The organism is Actinomadura madurae (assembly GCF_900115095.1).
Taxonomy (GTDB): Bacteria; Actinomycetota; Actinomycetes; order Streptosporangiales; family Streptosporangiaceae; genus Spirillospora; species Spirillospora madurae.
Window position 1 is genome coordinate 444,008 of record NZ_FOVH01000002.1, and the last position, 19,140, is coordinate 463,147.

The 19,140-nt window shown below is 73.4% G+C and carries 14 protein-coding genes; 12 read left to right on the forward strand and 2 right to left on the reverse strand.

What is annotated here, in order from left to right:
* Positions 1-5: 5 nt before the first annotated feature.
* From BM339_RS07855 to BM339_RS07865, 3 genes are all read left to right on the forward strand, one after another.
* The gene (locus BM339_RS07855; protein ID WP_075020370.1) at positions 6-1,001 is read left to right on the forward strand and encodes an NAD(P)-dependent alcohol dehydrogenase; all 996 of its coding nucleotides are present in this window, start codon (positions 6-8) and stop codon (positions 999-1,001) included.
* A gap of 104 nt (positions 1,002-1,105) precedes the next feature.
* On the forward strand, positions 1,106-3,502 hold the full coding sequence (gene lon / locus BM339_RS07860) for an endopeptidase La (RefSeq protein ID WP_075020371.1): 2,397 nt from the start codon (positions 1,106-1,108) through the stop codon (positions 3,500-3,502).
* 194 nt (positions 3,503-3,696) lie between these two features.
* On the forward strand, positions 3,697-4,119 hold the full coding sequence (locus BM339_RS07865) for a VanZ family protein (protein WP_235206509.1): 423 nt from the start codon (positions 3,697-3,699) through the stop codon (positions 4,117-4,119).
* On the opposite strand, the gene BM339_RS07870 is transcribed toward BM339_RS07865, so the two are convergent.
* Positions 4,106-5,626, reverse strand: coding sequence for a nitroreductase family deazaflavin-dependent oxidoreductase (locus BM339_RS07870; RefSeq protein ID WP_075020372.1), 1,521 nt, complete (start codon positions 5,624-5,626; stop codon positions 4,106-4,108). The genes BM339_RS07865 and BM339_RS07870 overlap by 14 nt on opposite strands.
* A 166-nt stretch (positions 5,627-5,792) precedes the next feature.
* Here BM339_RS07870 and BM339_RS07875 point away from each other — a divergent pair, with 166 nt between their 5' ends.
* From BM339_RS07875 to BM339_RS07915, 9 genes are all read left to right on the forward strand, one after another.
* Positions 5,793-6,803, forward strand: a complete 1,011-nt coding sequence (locus tag BM339_RS07875; protein WP_021596324.1) for a Gfo/Idh/MocA family protein — start codon at positions 5,793-5,795, stop codon at positions 6,801-6,803.
* Positions 6,800-7,651: a TIM barrel protein gene (locus tag BM339_RS07880; protein ID WP_075020373.1), complete on the forward strand. Its 852-nt coding sequence runs from the start codon at positions 6,800-6,802 to the stop codon at positions 7,649-7,651. The genes BM339_RS07875 and BM339_RS07880 overlap by 4 nt, the downstream gene beginning before the upstream one ends.
* Complete coding sequence (gene iolC / locus BM339_RS07885) at positions 7,648-8,583, forward strand: 5-dehydro-2-deoxygluconokinase (RefSeq protein ID WP_021596322.1); 936 nt, start codon at positions 7,648-7,650, stop codon at positions 8,581-8,583. Before BM339_RS07880 ends, iolC begins: the two co-directional genes overlap by 4 nt.
* Positions 8,580-9,437, forward strand: coding sequence for a 5-deoxy-glucuronate isomerase (gene iolB / locus BM339_RS07890; protein ID WP_021596321.1), 858 nt, complete (start codon positions 8,580-8,582; stop codon positions 9,435-9,437). The genes iolC and iolB overlap by 4 nt, the downstream gene beginning before the upstream one ends.
* A complete protein-coding gene (gene iolD, locus BM339_RS07895) occupies positions 9,434-11,299 on the forward strand; it encodes a 3D-(3,5/4)-trihydroxycyclohexane-1,2-dione acylhydrolase (decyclizing) (RefSeq protein ID WP_021596320.1) in 1,866 nt (621 codons plus the stop codon). Before iolB ends, iolD begins: the two co-directional genes overlap by 4 nt.
* A gap of 45 nt (positions 11,300-11,344) precedes the next feature.
* On the forward strand, positions 11,345-12,334 hold the full coding sequence (locus tag BM339_RS07900; RefSeq protein WP_021596319.1) for a sugar ABC transporter substrate-binding protein: 990 nt from the start codon (positions 11,345-11,347) through the stop codon (positions 12,332-12,334).
* On the forward strand, positions 12,331-13,428 hold the full coding sequence (locus BM339_RS07905) for an ABC transporter permease (RefSeq protein ID WP_075020374.1): 1,098 nt from the start codon (positions 12,331-12,333) through the stop codon (positions 13,426-13,428). Before BM339_RS07900 ends, BM339_RS07905 begins: the two co-directional genes overlap by 4 nt.
* A complete protein-coding gene (locus BM339_RS07910) occupies positions 13,425-14,309 on the forward strand; it encodes an ATP-binding cassette domain-containing protein (RefSeq protein ID WP_075020375.1) in 885 nt (294 codons plus the stop codon). Before BM339_RS07905 ends, BM339_RS07910 begins: the two co-directional genes overlap by 4 nt.
* A gap of 111 nt (positions 14,310-14,420) precedes the next feature.
* A complete protein-coding gene (locus BM339_RS07915) occupies positions 14,421-15,788 on the forward strand; it encodes an MFS transporter (protein WP_021596316.1) in 1,368 nt (455 codons plus the stop codon).
* Positions 15,789-15,791: 3 nt separating this feature from the next.
* Here the strand turns inward: BM339_RS07915 and BM339_RS07920 are convergent, their stop codons facing one another.
* Positions 15,792-19,127 (reverse strand): hypothetical protein, encoded by a 3,336-nt coding sequence (locus BM339_RS07920; RefSeq protein ID WP_075020376.1) that lies wholly within the window; start codon positions 19,125-19,127, stop codon positions 15,792-15,794.
* Between the last annotated feature and the right edge of the window lie 13 nt (positions 19,128-19,140).

A 19,140-nucleotide genomic window follows, 5' to 3' on the forward strand; every position in this document is an offset into this window, starting at 1 on the left:
ACCCGATGCGAGTCATCGTCCACGACAAGTACGGCCCACCCGACACCCTGGAACTCAGAGACATCGGCAAGGCGGCGCCCTTAGACGGCGAGGTCCTCGTCCGGGTCCACGCTGCAGGCCTGCACGTGGGCGACAGCTTCGCCCTCCGAGGTAGGCCGCTTCCGATCCGGCTGACGACCGGCCTGCTCAAGCCGAAGCACGGTGTCCCGGGCTTCGATGTGGCCGGCCGCGTCGAAGCGGTCGGCCGCGCCGTGACGCGCTTCCGGCCGGGAGACGAGGTCTTCGGCACCTGCAAGGGCGCCTGCGCCGAATACGTCGCCACCGCGGCGGACCACCTCGTTCCCAAGCCCGCCCGGCTCACCTTCGACGAGGCCGCGGCCGTGCCGACCTCCGCCCTCGCCGCCCTCCACGCCCTCCGCGACACCGCGCGGCTGGAGCCGGGACGGCGAGTACTGATCAACGGCGCCTCGGGCGGCCTCGGCACCTTCGCCGTCCAGCTCGCCGTCTCCTTCGGAGCCGAGGTGACCGGCGTGTGCGGCACCGCGAACGTGGACACCGTCCGGTCGATCGGCGCCCACCACGTGATCGACTACACCCGGCAGGACTTCGCCTCCGGGGACCACCGTTACGACGTCATCCTCGACAACATCGAGAACCGTTCGCCCGCCGAGTGCAGGCGCGCCCTGACCCCCGACGGCACGCTCATCCTCAACAGCGGCACCAGAGCAGGCGGGCTCGGCGGAATGGTCCGGCTCGTCCGGCCGCTCCTCCTGTCACCGTTCATCCGCCAGAACCTGCGCCGCTATGTCTCCACGCCCAAGAGCCGAGACCTCGCCTACCTGGCCGACCTCCTCGAATCCGGCGAGCTGTCCCCGGTGGTCGGCAAGACCTACCCACTCTCCGAAACCGCGTCCGCACTCCACCACATAGAAACAGGTCACGCCCGAGGCAAGACCGTCATCACCCTCGACGTCCCCGACCCCGGTGGGGCGGAGGAGTGATCGCTGAGAGCGAACGTTGCTGCGGAAACAAAATGTTGCTCCGTTTTCTTGAGTGTGTATGACTCAACTTGAGGTTGGGTCGACCTACGGACTTGGAGCTGAGCATGAGCGAGACCCTGACGCTGCCGGTGCTGCCCCTGGAGGACGGGGTCGTTCTGCCCGGCATGGTGGTGCCGCTGGACCTGTCCGAGAGCGGTGAGGTCCGGGCCGCCATCGAGGCCGCGCGGGCGGTGGCGCAGTCCAAGGGGCCGGGCATCCGGTCGGCGGCCAAGCCGCGGGTGCTGCTGGTGCCCCGGCTGAACGGCCAGTACGCGGCCGTCGGCACGCTCGGCGTGATCGAGCAGGAGGGGCGGCTGCCCGGCGGTGAGCCGGGCGCGGTCGTCCGCGGCGTGCAGCGGGTGCGGATCGGCACCGGGACGACCGGGCCGGGCGCGGCGCTGTGGGTCGAGGGGACCCTGATCGAGACGCAGCCGGCGTCCGGGCGCGCCCAGGAGCTGGCGAAGGAGTACAAGGGCCTGGTCAGCGCGATCCTGCAGAAGCGGGGCGCCTGGCAGGTCGTGGACGTGGTCCAGCAGATCGACGACCCGTCGACGCTGGCCGACAACGCCGGGTACGCGCCGTACCTGAGCGACGAGCAGAAGATCGAGGTCCTGGAGACCGTCGATCTGGTGGAGCGGCTCACCCTGGTCATCGGGTGGACCCGCGACCACCTCGCCGAGCTGGACGTGGCGGAGACGATCCGCAAGGACGTCCAGGAGGGCATGGAGAAGACGCAGCGGGAGTTCCTGCTCCGGCAGCAGCAGGAGGCCATCCGCAAGGAGCTGGCCGAGCTGAACGGCGACCCCGCCGACGAGGAGGACGACTACCGGGCCCGGATCGAGGCCGCGAACCTCCCGGAGAAGGTGCGCGAGGCGGCGCTGAAGGAGGTCGACAAGCTGGAGCGGTCGTCCGACGCCTCGCCGGAGGGCGGCTGGATCCGCACCTGGCTGGACACCGTCCTCGACATCCCGTGGAACGAGCGGACCGAGGACGCCTACGACATCGCGGGCGCCCGGGAGATCCTGGACGCCGACCACGCCGGCCTCGACGACGTCAAGGAGCGCATCGTCGAGTACCTCGCCGTGCGCAAGCGGCGTGAGGAACGCGGCCTTGGAGTCGTGGGCGGACGCAGGAGCGGTGCCGTCCTGGCGCTGACCGGTCCTCCCGGTGTCGGCAAGACCTCGCTCGGCGAGTCGGTGGCGCGGGCCATGGGGCGCAAGTTCGTGCGTGTCGCCTTGGGGGGCGTCCGGGACGAGGCCGAGATCCGCGGCCACCGCCGTACGTACGTGGGCGCCCTTCCCGGACGGATCGTCCGGGCGATCCGCGAGGCCGGCTCGATGAACCCGGTCGTCCTGCTGGACGAGGTCGACAAGGTCGGCGCCGACTACCGGGGCGACCCGACGGCGGCGCTGCTGGAGGTCCTCGACCCCGAGCAGAACCACACCTTCCGGGACCACTACCTGGAGGTGGAGCTCGACCTGAGCGACGTGCTGTTCCTCGCCACCGCGAACGTGGTCGAGGCCATCCCCGGGCCGCTGCTCGACCGGATGGAGCTGGTGGAGCTGGACGGCTACACCGAGCACGAGAAGGTCACGATCGCCCGCGACCACCTGCTGCCGCGCCAGCTCGACAAGGCGGGGCTGGAGGCGTCCGAGGTGGAGTTCGGCGACGACGCGCTGCGGCTGCTCGCCGCCGAGTACACCCGCGAGGCCGGAGTCCGCTCCCTGGACCGCTCGATCGCGCGGGTGCTGCGGAAGGTCGCCGCGAACGTCGCGCTGGAGAAGGCGACGCTGCCGACCCGGATCGGCGCGGACGACCTGAAGGCCTACCTGGGCCGGCCGAGGTTCACCCCCGAGGTGGAGCTGAGCAGGAACGAGCGCCGCACCGGCGTGCCGGGCGTGGCGACGGGCCTGGCGGTGACCGGCGCGGGCGGCGACGTGCTCTACATCGAGGCGTCGCTGGCCGACCGGGAGACCGGCGACACCGGCGTGACGCTCACCGGGCAGCTCGGCGACGTCATGAAGGAGTCCGCCCGGATCGCGCTGAGCTACCTGCGCTCGCGCGGCGCGGAGCTGGAGCTGCCGGTCGGCGACCTGAAGGACCGCGGCGTGCACGTCCACGTGCCCGCGGGCGCGATCCCGAAGGACGGCCCGAGCGCCGGCATCACGATGACGACGGCCCTGGCGTCGCTGCTGTCGGGGCGGCCGGTCCGCGCGGACGTGGCGATGACCGGCGAGGTGTCGCTGACCGGGCGGGTGCTGCCGATCGGCGGCCTGAAGCAGAAGCTGCTGGCGGCCTCCCGGCTCGGCATCACCACCGCGATCGTGCCGAAGCGGAACGAGCCGGACCTGGAGGACGTGCCGGCCGAGGTGCTGGAGAACATGACGGTGTTCACCGTCAGCGACGTCCGCGAGGTGCTGGACCTGGCGCTGGAGCCGGCCACCACCGTGGTCGCCGCCTGACCCGCGCGAACGCCCGCACCGGATTCATTCCGGTGCGGGCGTTTCGCCGTCAACCGGGGATTCGGTCGTTCCGAATCGCGTCCTCCCGCGTGGGGCGGGCAGGGCGGGGGACACCGCGCCGGGTGTTGGTGGCAATGTGGCAGCCCGCGGCATCGGGCGAACGGGTTCCTTGGTACATCATCCTTCTGCGCGCCGTGGTCGTGGTCGTCGCGCTGGGCTTTCTGGGGGTCTTCTTCTACTTCGCCTTCAGGCTCACCCTGACGCCCGTCCACGACAACGGGCAGGCGGGCGGCAACACCGACCCCGGCCGCTCGCTCCGCTTCTACATGGACCGTCCCACGAAGGAGGCGCTCCTCCAGGTCGGCGGCAACCTGGCGCTGCTCGCCCCGCTGGGCGTCCTGCTGCCCCTCGTCTGGACGTCCCTGCGCGGTCCGGTGAGGCTGGCCCTGCTGACCGGCCTGCTCTCCCTGGCCATCGAGACGGTCCAGGGAACCGTCGTGGTGGGGCGGGCCTTCGACATCGACGACGTCATCCTCAACGTCGCCGGCGTGGTCGTCGCGTACCTGCTCCTCGGCCGCCGCCTGTCGAGAACCCTGCGCGGGACTAGCGGGGCGTGAGGCGGAAGACCCGCAGCTGGCGGTCCGTCCGCTCCACGTACCGGTCGTAGACGGGCCAGACGGCGGTGAGGCGGGGCCAGATCTCCTTGCGTTCCGCGTCGTCCAGGAGATGGGCGGTGACGGGGACGGACCGTCCCTGGAAGCCGACCACGGCGTCGGGGTTCTTGAGGAGGTTGCCCGTCCAGGCGGGGTGCTTCTCGCGTCCGAAATTCGAGCCGACCACGTACCAGCCGCCGTCGGGCGCCGGCAGGCAGGCGAGCGGGGTCTTCCGGGGGAGGCCGCTGACGGCTCCGGTGGTCGTCAGGACGAGGCTCGGGACGAGGAGCTGCCCGAGCATGAGCCGGCCTCCGCTGAGGCCGTGCAGCGTCCGGTCGACGGGCGGGACGACCTTCGGCCCCACCTTGGAGAACCACTCCGAGCCCGAGACCCGGTGGAACACCGGGCCGAGCGTGCGCTGCACGAGGGTCGGCGCCTCCCCGGCGGCGGTCCTCTCGGGGGCGAGCCGCCCGGCCCGCCGCGGGCTGAGATGGCCGGTCTCGGCCAGCCAGCGCAGGCTGTCGGCGAGCGTCTCCTCCACCGGGCGCAGGGTGAGGTCCAGCGCCTCCAGGATGGGGCGGTCGTCGGTCGGCACGAGCGTGACCATGAACTCGGCGGCGTCGCGGGTGAGCGGGTAGTCGAAGGGGTGGACGCGCTTGGCCGCGTCCAGCAGGGAGCCCAGCCCGAGCATGAGGCGGCTGGGGACGCGGACGCGGCGGCACTTCACGCCGGTCAGGCGGTCGCAGAGGTCGGCGCACTCCGGCCAGGTCAGGTAGTGGCCGCCGAGCACCCAGCGGCTCGGCCCCTGCCGCGCCTCGACCGACCGGGCCAGCGCCTCGCCCAGGTCGCGGACGTCGATCACCGAGACGCCGCCGCCCGGGAGCGGCCACACCTTGCCGAGCGCGGCGGTGAGCCCCTCCAGCAGGGCGTCCAGCGACGGCTGGTCCGGGCCGCACACCCCGCCCGGGTAGACGATCGTGACCGGCGCGCCGTCGGCCTGGAGGCTCCGCACGTAGCGCTCGGCGGCCAGCTTGGACCTGCCGTAGTCGGTGCGGGGGCTCGCGAGGGCGTCCCCGGCGGTGATGACGCGGCCGGCGGGCGGGACGAACACGCCGACCGTCGACACGTGGACCACCGGGGCGAGGCCCTGCTCGACCGCGCCGCCGACCACGTTGCGCGTGCCCCGCACGTTGACATCGACCAGGTCGCCCGCGGCGCCGGTCACCCCGATCGCGGCGGCGGCGTGGATCGCGGCGTCGCAGCCGGCGAGCGCCTCGGACACCGCGTCCGCGTCCAGCATGTCGCCGCGGACGAGCTCCACGTCCTCGGGGTCGACGCCGATCGCGCGCAGGACCTTCGCCGCCTTGCCCGGGTCGCGCACGAGCGCCCGCGGGCGGTGCCCGGCGGCGAGGAGCGCGCGGACGGTGAAGGACCCGACGAACCCCGAGGCGCCGGTGACGAAGATCCGCATGGTGACAAACTAGCGCTTGGTAAGACTCCGGTGGCGGCCGCGGCCCAGAGTAACCGCCGCGATTTCGGACACCTCCATTACCGGTAGGCGGACAGCCTGTCGTTGACGGTACTGGAACGCTCCATCACACTCGTGAGTCACCTGACCGCCGACCGGGAGGGGATCGATGAGGATCGGACTGGCCGGCGCGGGGCGCATCGGTGCGCGCCACGCCGCCGCCCTGTGTGAACTGCCCGACGTGGACGCGCTGGTCATCGCCGACGCGGACCCCGGCCGCGCGCGCGACCTCGCCGGCCGGCTGCCGCCGGGACGCGGCGCCACCGCCCTGGACGGCGTCGAGGCGCTCTTCTCCGCCGGCCTGGACGGGCTGGTCGTCGCAGCCGCCACGGACGCGCACGCCGGCCTGGTGGAGCGGGCCCTGGCCGCCGGAAATCCCGTGTTCTGCGAGAAGCCGCTCGCGTCGGATCTTGATGGAACGTTCCAAATCGTGCGAGCCGCGGCCGCCGCGGGCGTGCCGGTGCAGGTCGGCTTCCAGCGCCGGTTCGACGTCGGGAACGCGGCGGCGCGCGAGGCGCTCGCGTCCGGGCGGCTCGGCTGGCTGCACACCGTCCGGTCCTGCAGCTTCGACCCGGCGCCGCCGCCTCCGGGGTACGTCCCGTCGTCCGGCGGGCTGTTCCGGGACTGCGTCATCCACGACCTGGACCTCATCCGGTTCGTGACGGGACGCGAGGTCGTCCGCGTGATGGCGGCGGGCGCCAACCGCGGGGACGACTTCTTCCGCGAGTACGGCGACGTCGACACCGGTTCCGCCCTGCTCGTCCTGGACGACGGGACGCTCGGCCAGGTCTCGGCCACCCGCTACAACGCCGCCGGGTACGACGCCCGGCTCGAACTGTTCGGGTCCAAGGACAGCATCGTCACCGGGTTGGACGGCCGCACGCCCGTGACCGCCCTGCCCGAGCGGGGAGAGGAACCGGAGCCCGCCTACAGCGGGTTCATGGACCGGTTCTCCGACGCCTACGACGCCGAGCTGCGGGCCTTCGTGGACGTCGTGGCCGGCCGCCGCGCCAACCCGTGCCCGCCGGAGGACGCGCTGGAGGCGTTCTACCTGGCCGAGGCGTGCGAGCTGTCCATGCGCCAAGGGCGGATCGTCGGCACCGAGGAGGTGCGGCGATGAAGGTCGCGGGCGCGCCGATCTCGTGGGGCGTGTGCGAGGTGCCGGGCTGGGGCCACCAGATGAAGCCCGCACGGGTGCTCGCCGAGATGCGCGACGCCGGCCTCGCCGCGACCGAGCTGGGCCCCGAGGGGTTCCTTCCGGGTGACGCGCAGGAGCGGGACGATCTGCTGGCGTCCCACGGGCTGGGTCTCGTCGGGGCGTTCGTGCCGCTCGTCCTGCACGATCCCTCGCACGACCCCCTGCCGGCGATAGACCGGGCCCTGGCCGGCGTCGACGGCGTGCTCGTGCTGGCCGCCGCCACCGGGCTGGACGGGTACGACGAGCGTCCCGTCCTGGACACCAAGGCGTGGTCGACCCTGCTGGCCAACCTGGACGCGATCACCGCGCGGGCCGCCGCCCGCGGCCGGCTCGCCACGCTTCATCCGCACGTCGGGACGGTCGTGGAGCAGCGTGCGGAGGTGGAGCGCGTGCTCGGCGGATGCAGCGTCCCGCTGTGCCTCGACACGGGACATCTGCTGGTCGGCGGCACCGATCCGGTGTGGCTGGCGCGGTTCGCGGCGGCGCGCATAGCGCACGTCCACCTGAAGGACGTGGACGTGGCGCTCGCCCAGCGGGTGCTCGACGGCGGCGTCACGTACACGAACGCGGTCCGGGACGGTCTGTACCGGCCGCTCGGGGACGGCGACATTGACATTCCCGCCATCATCCGCACTCTGGAGGGCGCCGGTTACGGAGGCTGGTGGGTGATGGAACAGGACACCGTCCTGGCCGAGGAGCCCGCGGAGGGCGGCGGCCCGTTCGACGACGTACGCCGGAGCCTGGACTTCCTCGCCGGGGTGGCCCGATGACGTTCGACCTCATCACGATGGGACGGGTCAGCGTCGACGTCTACCCGGACCAGGTGGGCGTTCCGCTGGAGGACGTCGAGTCGTTCGGGAAGTACCTCGGAGGCAGCCCGACCAACGTCGCCGTGGCCGCGGCCAGGTACGGGCGCCGCGCCGCGGTCATCACCCGTACCGGAGACGACCCGTTCGGACGGTTCGTCCACAAGACGCTCCAGGGCTACGGCGTGGACGACCGGTTCGTCACGGCCGTGCCGGGCCTTCCGACGCCACTGGCGTTCTGCGAGATCTTCCCGCCGGACGACTTCCCGCTGTACTTCTACCGCTATCCCAAGGCGCCCGATCTGGAGATCCGTCCGGACGAGCTGGATCTGGACGCGATCCGTGCGGCGCGCATCGTCTGGGCGACGGTCACGGGTCTCTCCCAGGAGCCCAGCCGCGAGGCGACCCTGACCGCGCTGGCCGAGCATCCTGGCCGGACCGTCATCGATCTGGACTACAGGCCGATGCTCTGGCACGATCCGAGCGAGGCGCCGCACTGGGCCGGTCTCGCGCTGGAACGGGCCTCCGTGGCGGTGGGCAACCTGGACGAGTGCGAGGTCGCCGTGGGGGAGCGGGAGCCGCGTGCCGCCGCCCGCGCGATCCTCGCCCGCGGCCCGGAGCTCGCCATCGTGAAGAGGGGGCCGGAGGGGGTCCTCGCCGCGACGGCGGACGAGGTGGTCGAGGTGCCGCCGGTCAAGGTCGACGTCGTCAACGGGCTCGGTGCCGGCGACGCGTTCGGCGGCGCGCTCTGCCACGGCCTGCTCGCCGGATGGGGGCTGCGGCGGCTCGTCGACTTCGCGGGCGCCGCCGGGGCGATCGTCGCGTCCCGCATCGCCTGCTCCGACGCGATGCCCGGCGAGGACGAGGTCGACCGGCTTCTGGAGGAGGGCCGATGAAGTACCACCTGCCCGCCGGAACGGCCGCCGGGGAGCCGTACGGCCTGGTCGTCACGCCGGAGTCGGCCGGATGGACGTACTCGTCGCTGCGCGTCCTCGACCTGCCGGACGGCGGTGCGCACGAGTTCGCCACGGGCGCCTTCGAGACGATCGTCCTGCCGCTGGCCGGGTCGTGCGCGGTCGACTGCGAGGGTGAGCGGTTCGAGCTGCGGGGGCGGGACGACGTCTTCAGCCGGGTCACCGACTTCGCGTACGTGCCGCGCGACGCGCGGGTGACGCTCCAGGGCCGCGGGCGGTTCGCGCTGGCGGGCGCCCGCTGCGAGAGCCGGCGCGGACCCCGCTACGGGCCCGCCGAGGACGTTCCGGTGGAACTGCGGGGCGCGGGCGCGGCGAGCCGCCAGGTCAACAACTTCGGGACGCCGGAGGGGTTCCCGTTCGCCGAGAAGCTGATCGCGTGCGAGGTGCTGACGCCGGGCGGCTGCTGGTCGTCGTTCCCCCCGCACAAGCACGACGAGGAGACGCCGGACGAGGCCGTGCTGGAGGAGATCTACTACTTCGAGGTCGCCCGGGACGGCATGGCCTACCAGCGGGTCTACGGTTCTCCGGGACGCCCGATCGACGTGCTGGCGGAGGTTCGCGGCGGTGACGCCGTCCTGATCCCGCACGGCTGGCACGGCCCGTCGATGGCCCCGCCGGGGCACGACCTGTACTACCTGAACGTGATGGCCGGGCCCTCGCCGGAGCGGGCTTGGCGGATCTGCGACGACCCGGCGCACGCGTGGGTCCGGGACACCTGGGCGGACCAGCCGGTCGATCCCCGGCTCCCGCTGACATCGGCGGAGGGACGGTCATGAGGCTCACCGTGGGACAGGCGGTCATCCGCTTCCTGGCGGCGCAGTACAGCGAGCGGGACGGGGAGCGGCGGCGCTTCTTCGCAGGCTGTTTCGGCATCTTCGGTCATGGCAACGTCGCCGGTCTCGGGCAGGCCCTCCTGGAACAGAGCCTCTTGGAGGGCGCCGACGACCTCCCCTACTACATGGCGCGCAACGAGCAGGCGATGGTGCATACGGCGTCCGGCTACGCCCGGATGAACGACCGGCTGTCCACGTTCGCCTGCACGACGTCCATCGGGCCTGGCGCGACGAACATGGTGACCGGGGCGGCGCTCGCGACCGTCAACCGGTTGCCCGTTCTGCTGCTGCCCGGCGACATCTTCGCGTCCCGTACCGCCAACCCGGTTCTGCAGGAGCTCGAAGACGCTCGCTCCTACGACGTCTCCGTCAACGACTGCTTCAAGCCGGTGTCGAAGTACTGGGACCGCGTCAACCGTCCGGAGCAGCTTCCCAGCGCGCTGCTGGCGGCGATGCGGGTGCTCACCGATCCGGCGGAGACGGGCGCGGTCACCCTGGCGCTCCCGCAGGACGTCCAGGCCGAGGCGTACGACTGGCCGGACGAACTGTTCGACCGCCGGGTGTGGCGCATAGGCCGTCCGGTGCCGGAGCCCGCCGCGCTCGACGAGGCGTCCGCCCTCCTGAACGCCGCGGAACGCCCGCTCATCGTGGCGGGCGGCGGCGCCATCTACTCGGGCGCGACCGGCGACCTCCGCGCGTTCGCCGAACGCACCGGCATCCCCGTGGCGGAGACGCAGGCGGGCAAGGGCACGCTGCCCTGGGATCACGAATGCTCGGTCGGCGCCATCGGCGCGACGGGCACCACCGCCGCCAACGCCCTCGCGCGCCGCGCGGACGTGGTGCTCGGGATCGGCACCCGCTACAGCGACTTCACCACCGCGTCCCACAGTCTGTTCGCCAACCCGGACGTCCGCTTCGTCAACGTCAACGTGGCCCGGTCCGACGCGGTGAAGCTCGCAGGCACGGCCGTGGTTGCCGACGCCAGGGAAGCCGTCCGCGGCCTCGATGCCGCCCTCGCGGGCTACCGCGTCTCCGAGGCCTACCGTGACGAGGCCAGAACGCTGACGGCCGAATGGAACGCCACGGTCGACCGCGCGTTTGCACCGCAGAACCGTGAGCTGCTCACTCAGGCGGAGGTCATCGGCGCGGTCAACGATGCCAGTGAGCCGCAGGACGTCGTGGTCTGCGCGGCCGGTTCGATGCCAGGGGACCTGCACAAGCTCTGGCGGACGCGCGACCCGAAGGGCTACCACGTCGAGTACGGGTACTCCTGCATGGGCTACGAGATCGCGGGCGGCCTCGGCGTGAAGATGGCCGCCCCCGACCGAGAGGTGTTCGTCCTCGTCGGGGACGGCTCGTACCTGATGATGGCCCAGGAACTGACGACGGCCGTCGCCGAGGGCGTCAAGCTCGTCGTCGTCCTCGTCCAGAACCACGGGTTCGCCTCGATCGGCGGCCTGTCGGAGTCGGTCGGCGCGCAGCGGTTCGGCACCGGCCACCGCGCCCGCACCCCGACCGGCCTGGACGGCGCCACGCTTCCCGTCGACCTCGCCGCCAACGCCGCCAGCCTCGGCGCGGACGTGATCCGCGCGGCCGCCGTCGGCGATCTGCGGGACGCGCTCGCCGCCGCCCGCAAGTCCGCCCGGACCACGCTCGTCCACGTCGAGACGGACCCCTTGGCGGCCGCCCCCGGCAGCGCGGCATGGTGGGACGTCCCGGTCGCGGAGGTGTCGGCGCTGGACTCCACCCGGAAGGCTCGTGCCCGCTATGAGCAGGATCGGCGCATACGCCGCTACCATCTGTGATCCACTTCTCTGATCGGCCACTCGGGGAGAAACGGAGAGCATCCGATGAGAGGCGTTTTCGCGCGGGGATCGTCCAAGGGCCTCGCGGTGCTGGCCGCCGCGGGACTGCTGGCGCTGAGCGCCTGCAGCAGCGAGGGCGGCAAGAAGTCCGAGGAGACGCCCGAGGGCGCCGGTCCGCGGCTGAAGATCGCCATGGTCACGCACTCGGGCGCCGGCGACACCTTCTGGGACATCGTGCAGAAGGGCGCCAAGGCCGCCGCCGCCAAGGACAACGTCGAGTTCCTGTACTCGGCCGACCCGGACGGCGGCAAGCAGGCCCAGCTCGTCCAGGCCGCCATCGACCAGAAGGTCGACGGCATCATCGTCACGCTCGCCAAGCCGGAGGCGATGAAGGACGTGCTCGCCCGCGCCACCGCCGCGAAGATCCCGGTCGTGTCGATCAACTCCGGCGCGGCGGAGTCGGCGAAGCTCGGCGCGATCGCGCACTTCGGGCAGGACGAGTCGATCGCCGGTGAGGCGGCCGGCACCGAGCTGGCGGAGATCGGCGCGAAGAAGGCGCTCTGCGTCATCCACGAGCAGGGCAACGTCGGCCTGGAGGACCGCTGCGCCGGCGCGAAGAAGACGTTCGGCGGCGACCTGCAGAACCTCTTCGTGCAGGGCACCAACATGCCGGAGGTGAAGTCGTCCATCACCGCCAAGCTGCAGGCCGACAAGAGCATCGACGGGATCCTGACGCTCGGCGCGCCGTTCGCCGCGACCGCCGTCGACTCGGTGAAGGAGACCGGCAGCAAGGCCAAGATCGGCACGTTCGACCTGAACAAGGACCTGATCTCCTCGATCACCTCCGGCGCCATCCAGTTCGCCGTCGACCAGCAGCCCTACCTGCAGGGCTACGAGGCCGTCGACGAGCTGTGGCTGCTGAAGAACAACGGCAACGTGCTCGGCGGCGGGCGCCCGGTGCTGACCGGTCCCGCGATCGTCACCAAGGAGAACGCCGCGCAGCTGGAGGCGTTCGCCAACCGGGGGACGCGATGACCCAGGCCGTGGCCGGGCCGCCGGTGGCCGGCCCGGACGAGCGCCTGGCCCGGCGGTCGCCGCTGCGGCGGCTGCTGGGCCGCCCGGAGCTCGGGGCGCTGCTCGGCGCGGTCGCGCTCTTCGTCTTCTTCTCGGTCGTCGCGGACGCGTTCCTGCGGACCAGCTCGTTCTCCACCGTCCTGTACGCCAGCTCGACGTTCGGGATCATGGCGGTGGGGGTGTCGCTGCTGATGATCGGCGGCGAGTTCGACCTGTCCGCCGGGGTGATGGTGACGTCCGCGGCGCTGATCGCGGCGCTGACCGCCTACCAGCTCACGCTCAACGTGTGGGCGGGCGTGGTCATCTCGCTCGTCCTCACGCTGGCGCTCGGCATGGTGAACGGGGTCCTGTACGTCCGGACGAAGCTGCCGAGCTTCATCATCACGCTCGCCACGTTCTTCATGCTCGCGGGCCTGAACCTCGGCGTGACGAAGGCGCTCACCGGCAACGTCGCCAGCGACTCAGTCCGCGACATGGACGGGTTCGACAGCGCCCGCGCGGTCTTCGCGTCCGACATCGACGTGCCCGGCCTCGCCGCCAAAATGATCTACTGGGCGGACCTCGACCCCCCGGCCTTCCGGGTCAAGATCACGGTGTTCTGGTGGCTGCTGTTCGTTGCCATCGCGACCTGGATCCTGCTGCGCACCCGCACCGGCAACTGGATCTTCGCGGCGGGCGGCGCCGCCGGCAGCGCCCGCGCGGTCGGCGTCCCGGTCGCCCGCGTGAAGATCGGCCTGTTCATGGCCGTCGCGTTCTGCGCCTGGTTCTCCGGGATGCACCTGGTGTTCGCGTTCGCGGCCGTCCAGTCGGGGGAGGGCGTCGGCAACGAGTTCCTGTACATCATCTGCGCGGTCATCGGCGGCTGCCTGCTGACCGGCGGCTACGGGTCGGCGATCGGCGCGGCGATCGGCGCGTTCATCTTCGGCATGACGAACAAGGGCATCGTGTACGCCGAGTGGAACCCCGACTGGTTCCGGTTCTTCCTCGGCGCGATGCTGCTGATCGCGACCGTGGTCAATCTGATCGTGCGGCGCAGAGTGGAGCGGTCGTCATGACGGACGCGAAGAAGCCCGCGAAGCCCGCGGACGAGCCCGCGAAGCCCGCTGGGGAGGCGCCGCTGATCAGGCTGACCCGCGTCGGCAAGAGCTACGGCAACGTCATCGCGCTGCGGGACGTGACCCTGGAGGCGTCCGCCGGCGAGGTCACCTGCGTGCTAGGCGACAACGGGGCGGGCAAGTCCACGCTCATCAAGGTCGTCGCCGGGCTGCACCGCCACGACGCCGGCACCTACGAGGTCGAGGGCCGGGCGGTGGCGTTCGGCTCGCCCCGGGACGCCCTCGACCTCGGCATCGCGACCGTCTACCAGGACCTCGCGGTCGTCCCGCTGATGCCGGTCTGGCGCAACTTCTTCCTCGGCTCGGAGAAGCGCAAGGGCCTCGGCCGCCTGGACGTGGAGTTCATGCGGTCCACCACCCACGCCGAGATGGCCGCGATGGGCATCGACCTGCGCGACGTCAACCAGCCCATCGGCACCCTGTCGGGCGGCGAGCGGCAGTGCGTGGCGATCGCCCGCGCCGTCTACTTCGGCGCCAGGGCCCTCGTCCTGGACGAGCCCACCGCCGCCCTCGGCGTCAAGCAGGCCGGGGTGGTGCTGCGCTACATCGTCCAGGCGCGGGAGCGGGGCCTCGCCGTCGTGTTCATCACCCACAACCCGCACCACGCCTACCCGGTCGGCGACCGCTTCCTGATCCTCAACCGGGGCCGGAGCATCGGCTACCACACCAAGGACGAGATCACCCGCGAGGAGCTGACCGGCCTGATGGCGGGCGGCGGCGAGCTGGAGGAACTGGCCCACGAACTGGACGCGGCGGGCTCCCGGGCCGCCGCCGGCCGCCTCGCCGAGGAGGCCGAGCACCTGGGGCTGACCGACGGTTGATCACTCCCGGCGGCGGTGCGCGGGCCGGGGCCCATGTCCTCTTACAGGAAAGGGATCTAGGGTTGGATCCTCGCAACCAGGGAGTACGCCCATGAGCCTCGCGGGCCGCCGATGAGCACGACCGAGTCGGCGCGGGCGGGCGAGGCGGCGGCCCGCCCCCGCGTCGGCGACCTCACCGGGTACGCGGCCGGGTCGCTCGGGATGGGGGTGTGGGTCACCGTCCCGGGGCTGCTGCTCCTCTACTTCATGACGCACACGCTCGGCGTTTCCCCGGCGCTCGCCGGTCTCACCCTGCTGCTGCCGAAGATCCTCGACGCCGTCGTCCACCCGCTCTTCGGGACGCTGTCCGACCGGCGGGCGCGCCGTGCCGGGCACCGCCGCGGCATGCTGCGCTGGGGGCTGCTCCTCCCGCTCGCCTGGATCGGGCTGTTCGCCGTCCCGTCCGGCGTGTCGGGCTGGTCGGCGGCGCTGTGGATCGGCGCCTTCTACATCGCGGGGAACATGCTGTACGCGTGCTTCCAGGTGCCGTACCTGACGACGCCGTCCGACCTGCGGATCGGCTACCACGAGCGCACCCGGGTGTTCATGTACCGGATGCTGCTGCTGACGGTGGGCCTGCTCGGCGCGGGTGTCGCGGCGCCCGCGCTGGTGTCCGAGGGCGGGCGCGACGACTACGCCCGGATGGCCGTCCTGCTGGCCGGCGTGCTGGTCGCCACCGGGCTGGTCGCCCTGGTGTACGTCCGGCGGCTGACCGAGCGATGCGGATTCCGGATCCCGGACGGGCACGCCCACTCCGTCCTCGACGACCTCCGGATCGCCTGGCGGGACCGCGAATTCCGGACGCTGGTCCTGTCGTACCTGTTCACGAGCATCACCGCGCACCTGTTCCTCGCGGCGGTGCCCTTCTACACCGAGCACGTCATGGACGACGAGGGGCTGACGGCGGTGTTCATGGGCGCGTTCCTGGTGCCCGCGGCGATCGCCGGCCCGGTCTGGGCGAAGGTGTCGCGGCGGACCGGCAAGCAGCGCGCCCTCCTGCTGTGCCAGCTCACGTTCGTGGTGGGGCCGCTCGCCCTGTGGCCCGGCCAGGCGATGGGAGTGCTCCCGACCGTCGCGGTGATCGCCGTGCTGGGCACCGCCTTCGGCGGCCTCCAGCTCTTCGCCTTCTCGCTGATCCCCGACGTGGTCGCCGCCGCCGAGGAGCGCGGGACGGCCCGCGCGGGCGCCTACACCGGCGTGTGGACCGCGACGGACGCGACCGGCACGGCCATCGGCCCGTACGTGTACTCCGCCGCCCTCGCCGTAGGCGGTTTCGTGTCCACCACCGAGGGCCGCAGCATCGCCCAGTCGGACTCCGCGCTGCTGGCGCTGCTCATCGGCGTCACGCTCATCCCCGCCGCCCTGATGGCCGTCGCCATCGCGTTCCAGAGCCGGTTCACCCTCGACCGGCGGGCCCTCGACGCGCGGATCCCGGCCTGACGGTCACTCGCCCGCGGTGAGCATCCCGCGGGCCGTGAACACGACGTCCTGGTCGGCGTGGGCGCGGAGGGCGCGCAGCAGGGCGCGCCACTCCTCGGGCCACCCCGCCCGCGGGGCGTGCGCGGCGGTGAGGGCGCAGGCGAACAGGCCGCCGGCGAGGTCGCCGCGCGCCGCGAGCCGGGCGGCGTGCGGGCGCACGTCCGCCGGGTCGGGGGCCGTCCACAGCGCGGCCGGGGACGGGCCGGCGGCGAGCGCCTCCGCGACGAGCCGCGCCCTCAGGACGCCGCCGCCCCGGCACCGGTCGGCCAGGGCGTCGACGGCGTCCGCCGCTCCGGGATCGTCCCAGCGGAGGGTCGCCGCCGCGAGTTCGCTCGCCAGCGGCTCGGGCAGCCGGTCCTCCACCGCCCGGACGGCGCGTTCACCGAGCGCCCGGTTGCGGGCGGTGAACTCCCGGACGGTCCCGAGCAGCGCGGTCAGCCGCTGGGACGCGGGCAGGTCGCGTTCCGGGCCGGCGTCGGGCTCGTCCGGCCCGGCGGCCAGGGCGGCGACGGCGGCGCCGAGTTCGGCGGCGCCGGTCCCCATGGTGACGCAGCGGACGAGGGCGTACAGCGCCGGCCGCCACGCGCTCGTCTCGCCGAGATCGCCGGCGAGGCGCGCCAGGAGCGCGGGCGCGTCCGGTGCCCAGCGCGCCCAGAGGGGCACGCTGGACAGCGCCGCGTCGCGGGCCTCCGGATCGGGGGAGCGCACCACGCGCATCACCAGCGCGGCGTAGTCGCCCCGGAACCGCTCCTCCACGAGCGCGGGCGGCGTGCCGAGCACCTGCCGGGCCAGGTCGCGCGGACCCTCCGCCGCCTCGGCCAGGATGCGGCGGGCGACCGGGTCGTCCAGCCGGGCGCGGACGGCCGAGGCGATCGCGGCGCGCACGTCGCGGTGCTGGCCCGGGTCGTCCCAGGCCGCCGCGATGATCGCCAGGGCGTCCGGGACCCGGTTGTCCAGCAGGATCCGCACGGCCTCCTTCCTGGCGGTGATCTTGCCGTCGCGCAGGACGGGGCCGAGCGCCGCGGCCAGTGCCGACGGCGGGACGAACCGCGCCGCGCGGGCCGCCGCGTAGACGGCGACGTGCGCGTCGTCGGAGCCCGCGTGGGCGAGCAGGTCCGGCAGGACGTCCTGCGGGGAGGCGGTCCACGGGAGCGCGGTGAGCGCCCTCCTGCGCAGGTGGGGATCGCCGGAGGCGAGATGGGGGCGGAGCCGGGCCGCGTCGATGCCGGGGACCTCCGCCATGGCGGACACGGCACCGCCCCGCTGGGTGCTCGGCGCCTCCTCGTCCGCCGCGGCCCGTTCCAGGAGGTCCAGGTAGGCGTCGCGCTGCCGGGCCGTCCAGCGGCGCATCCAGGACCGGCGCATCCGCGGCACGTACACGACGTCGGCGCGGTGGAACCGTCCGGGCGGGGTGTCGCGGGTCAGGACGAGGTGGAGCAGGTCGGTGCGCTCGCGGGCGACGGCGGCGAGGACCGCGGGGACGGCGACCGCCGACGGATCCCGGGCCACGACCCGGCCGACCCGCTCGGCGCGGGTTCCGGGCGGGGCGAGCCACAGCCTGATCGCCTCGCGGATCACGGCGTCCTCGCGGGCGTCCAGGGCCGCCTCCAGGCCGTCCTGCAGGATCGGGACGCGGTGGGCGCGGCGGCCGAGGGCCCGGACGAGCATCAGCGCGAGCCGGTGGTCGTCGCGGCGCGCCGCCGCCGCCAGGCGGGGCGCCAGCAGCTCGGCCAGCCGGTGCTCCCGCCCGCGCCGCAGCGCGCGGTCGAGCCGGCCGAGGTGGACCGTCCCGGTGCCGCCGGCCAGCCGCTCGATCAACTCCAGCCCCGACTCCAGCAGGGCGGCGTCGTCGCGGACGGCGCCCTGGCGGCAGAGGGCGGAGGCGAGCCGGGCCAGCTCGTAGCGAGTCATGGGGGAGGAGTCGCGGGCGCCGAGCGCGTCCTCGGCGAGCCGTGCGATCGCCGCGCCGTGCTCGGCGCGCAGCAGGCCCTCCGGGACGGACGCCAGCGCGTCCAGCGCGCTCAGGCGGACGGGGTCCTGCTCGTTGCGGAGCCGCCCGGACGACTCCAGCGCCGCGGCCAGCGCGGCGGGCGTGCGCTCGCGCCCGGCGCACCGGATCAGGAGCGCGTACCCGGTGGCGCGCTCGTCGGCGTCCGGCCTGCGGGTCAGCTCCTCCAGGACGGGCCGCGCCTCCTCGAAGGGCAGGAACGCCGTCACGCTCCGCACGCGTTCGGGGGAGGCGGCGACCCTGCGCAGCCCGAGCATCCGGCGGGCCTCGCGCGTCCGGACCTCGCGCGGCAGGACGTCCAGCAGCGGCTCCCCGAGCTCGGCGGTGCCCAGGTCGACGCCGCGCATCGCCGCGTCGAACACCGCCGCGCGGCGGCCCGGCGGGAACGCCTTCAGCAGCAGGCACAGCGCGTGGTCGTCCTCGCGGACGGCGCGCGCGACGGCGGTCAGGTCGCCGTCGCCGAACCTCGCCAGCCGGTCGCGGAAGGACCTGCGGTTCAGCAGGGCGCACAGGTCGGCCCGGTGCGCCTCGGCGAGCAGGAGGCGGAGCATGCGCTCAGGCTCGGCGTCCATCAGCGCCCCGGCGGCGGGGTACAGCCCGTGCGGGAGGGAGGCGGCCGCGCAGTGGCGCTCCAGCAGCCCGACGACCCGGCCGGGATCGTGGCGCACCGCCGCCGCGACACCGGGCTCGTGCCGGAACCACCAGGTGCTCCACATGCCGTCGGGCAGCGCGGCCAGGGCGCGCTCCGCGTGGTCGAGGACGGCCCGCGGGTGGGCGTGCCCGAGCGACGCCCAGTTCCCGACGGCGTGGGCGAGCGCGTCGATCCTCCCGGCGACGGTCTCCGGTGCGCAGGCGGGCAGCAGCGCCGCCGCCTCCTGGTCGCCCCACCGCTCCGCGACCCTGCCGATGAGCGCGTCGGCGAGCCCGGCGGGCCGCCACCTGCGGACGGCGTCGTACAGCGCCCTGCGGACCCCTTCGGGGGCGTCGTCCAGCCCGTCGAGGAACGGCCGCGGAGCCGCGCCGTACCGGACGGCGAGCGTGATCGCCCGGCAGGCCAGCTCGGTGTCCGGATCGCCGATGGCGCCCGCGAGGTGCGCCACCGACGCCTCGTCGCGGACGGCGGAGGCGACGAACAGCGCCACCGACCGCTCGTAGTGGCCGCGCCCGCCCAGCTCGTCCAGCAGGGCGGCCAGGGCCGGGTCGCCGGCGTGGCGCCGCAGGTCCGCCAGCCGTCGGCAGCGGTCCCGGAACGCCAGCGGCTCGATCTCGGTCAGCAGATCATCCGCGCGCATGGCGGGCATCCTG

What these genes read in the sequence shown, in the direction of transcription:
- BM339_RS07855 (WP_075020370.1), top strand. Translation starts at nt 6, where the DNA reads ATGCGAGTCATCGTCCACGACAAGTACGGCCCACCCGACACCCTGGAA.
- lon (WP_075020371.1), top strand. Translation starts at nt 1,106, where the DNA reads ATGAGCGAGACCCTGACGCTGCCGGTGCTGCCCCTGGAGGACGGGGTC.
- BM339_RS07870 (WP_075020372.1), bottom strand. Translation starts at nt 5,626, where the DNA reads ATGCGGATCTTCGTCACCGGCGCCTCGGGGTTCGTCGGGTCCTTCACC.
- BM339_RS07875 (WP_021596324.1), top strand. Translation starts at nt 5,793, where the DNA reads ATGAGGATCGGACTGGCCGGCGCGGGGCGCATCGGTGCGCGCCACGCC.
- BM339_RS07880 (WP_075020373.1), top strand. Translation starts at nt 6,800, where the DNA reads ATGAAGGTCGCGGGCGCGCCGATCTCGTGGGGCGTGTGCGAGGTGCCG.
- iolC (WP_021596322.1), top strand. Translation starts at nt 7,648, where the DNA reads ATGACGTTCGACCTCATCACGATGGGACGGGTCAGCGTCGACGTCTAC.
- iolB (WP_021596321.1), top strand. Translation starts at nt 8,580, where the DNA reads ATGAAGTACCACCTGCCCGCCGGAACGGCCGCCGGGGAGCCGTACGGC.
- iolD (WP_021596320.1), top strand. Translation starts at nt 9,434, where the DNA reads ATGAGGCTCACCGTGGGACAGGCGGTCATCCGCTTCCTGGCGGCGCAG.
- BM339_RS07900 (WP_021596319.1), top strand. Translation starts at nt 11,345, where the DNA reads ATGAGAGGCGTTTTCGCGCGGGGATCGTCCAAGGGCCTCGCGGTGCTG.
- BM339_RS07905 (WP_075020374.1), top strand. Translation starts at nt 12,331, where the DNA reads ATGACCCAGGCCGTGGCCGGGCCGCCGGTGGCCGGCCCGGACGAGCGC.
- BM339_RS07910 (WP_075020375.1), top strand. Translation starts at nt 13,425, where the DNA reads ATGACGGACGCGAAGAAGCCCGCGAAGCCCGCGGACGAGCCCGCGAAG.
- BM339_RS07915 (WP_021596316.1), top strand. Translation starts at nt 14,421, where the DNA reads ATGAGCACGACCGAGTCGGCGCGGGCGGGCGAGGCGGCGGCCCGCCCC.
- BM339_RS07920 (WP_075020376.1), bottom strand. Translation starts at nt 19,127, where the DNA reads ATGCGCGCGGATGATCTGCTGACCGAGATCGAGCCGCTGGCGTTCCGG.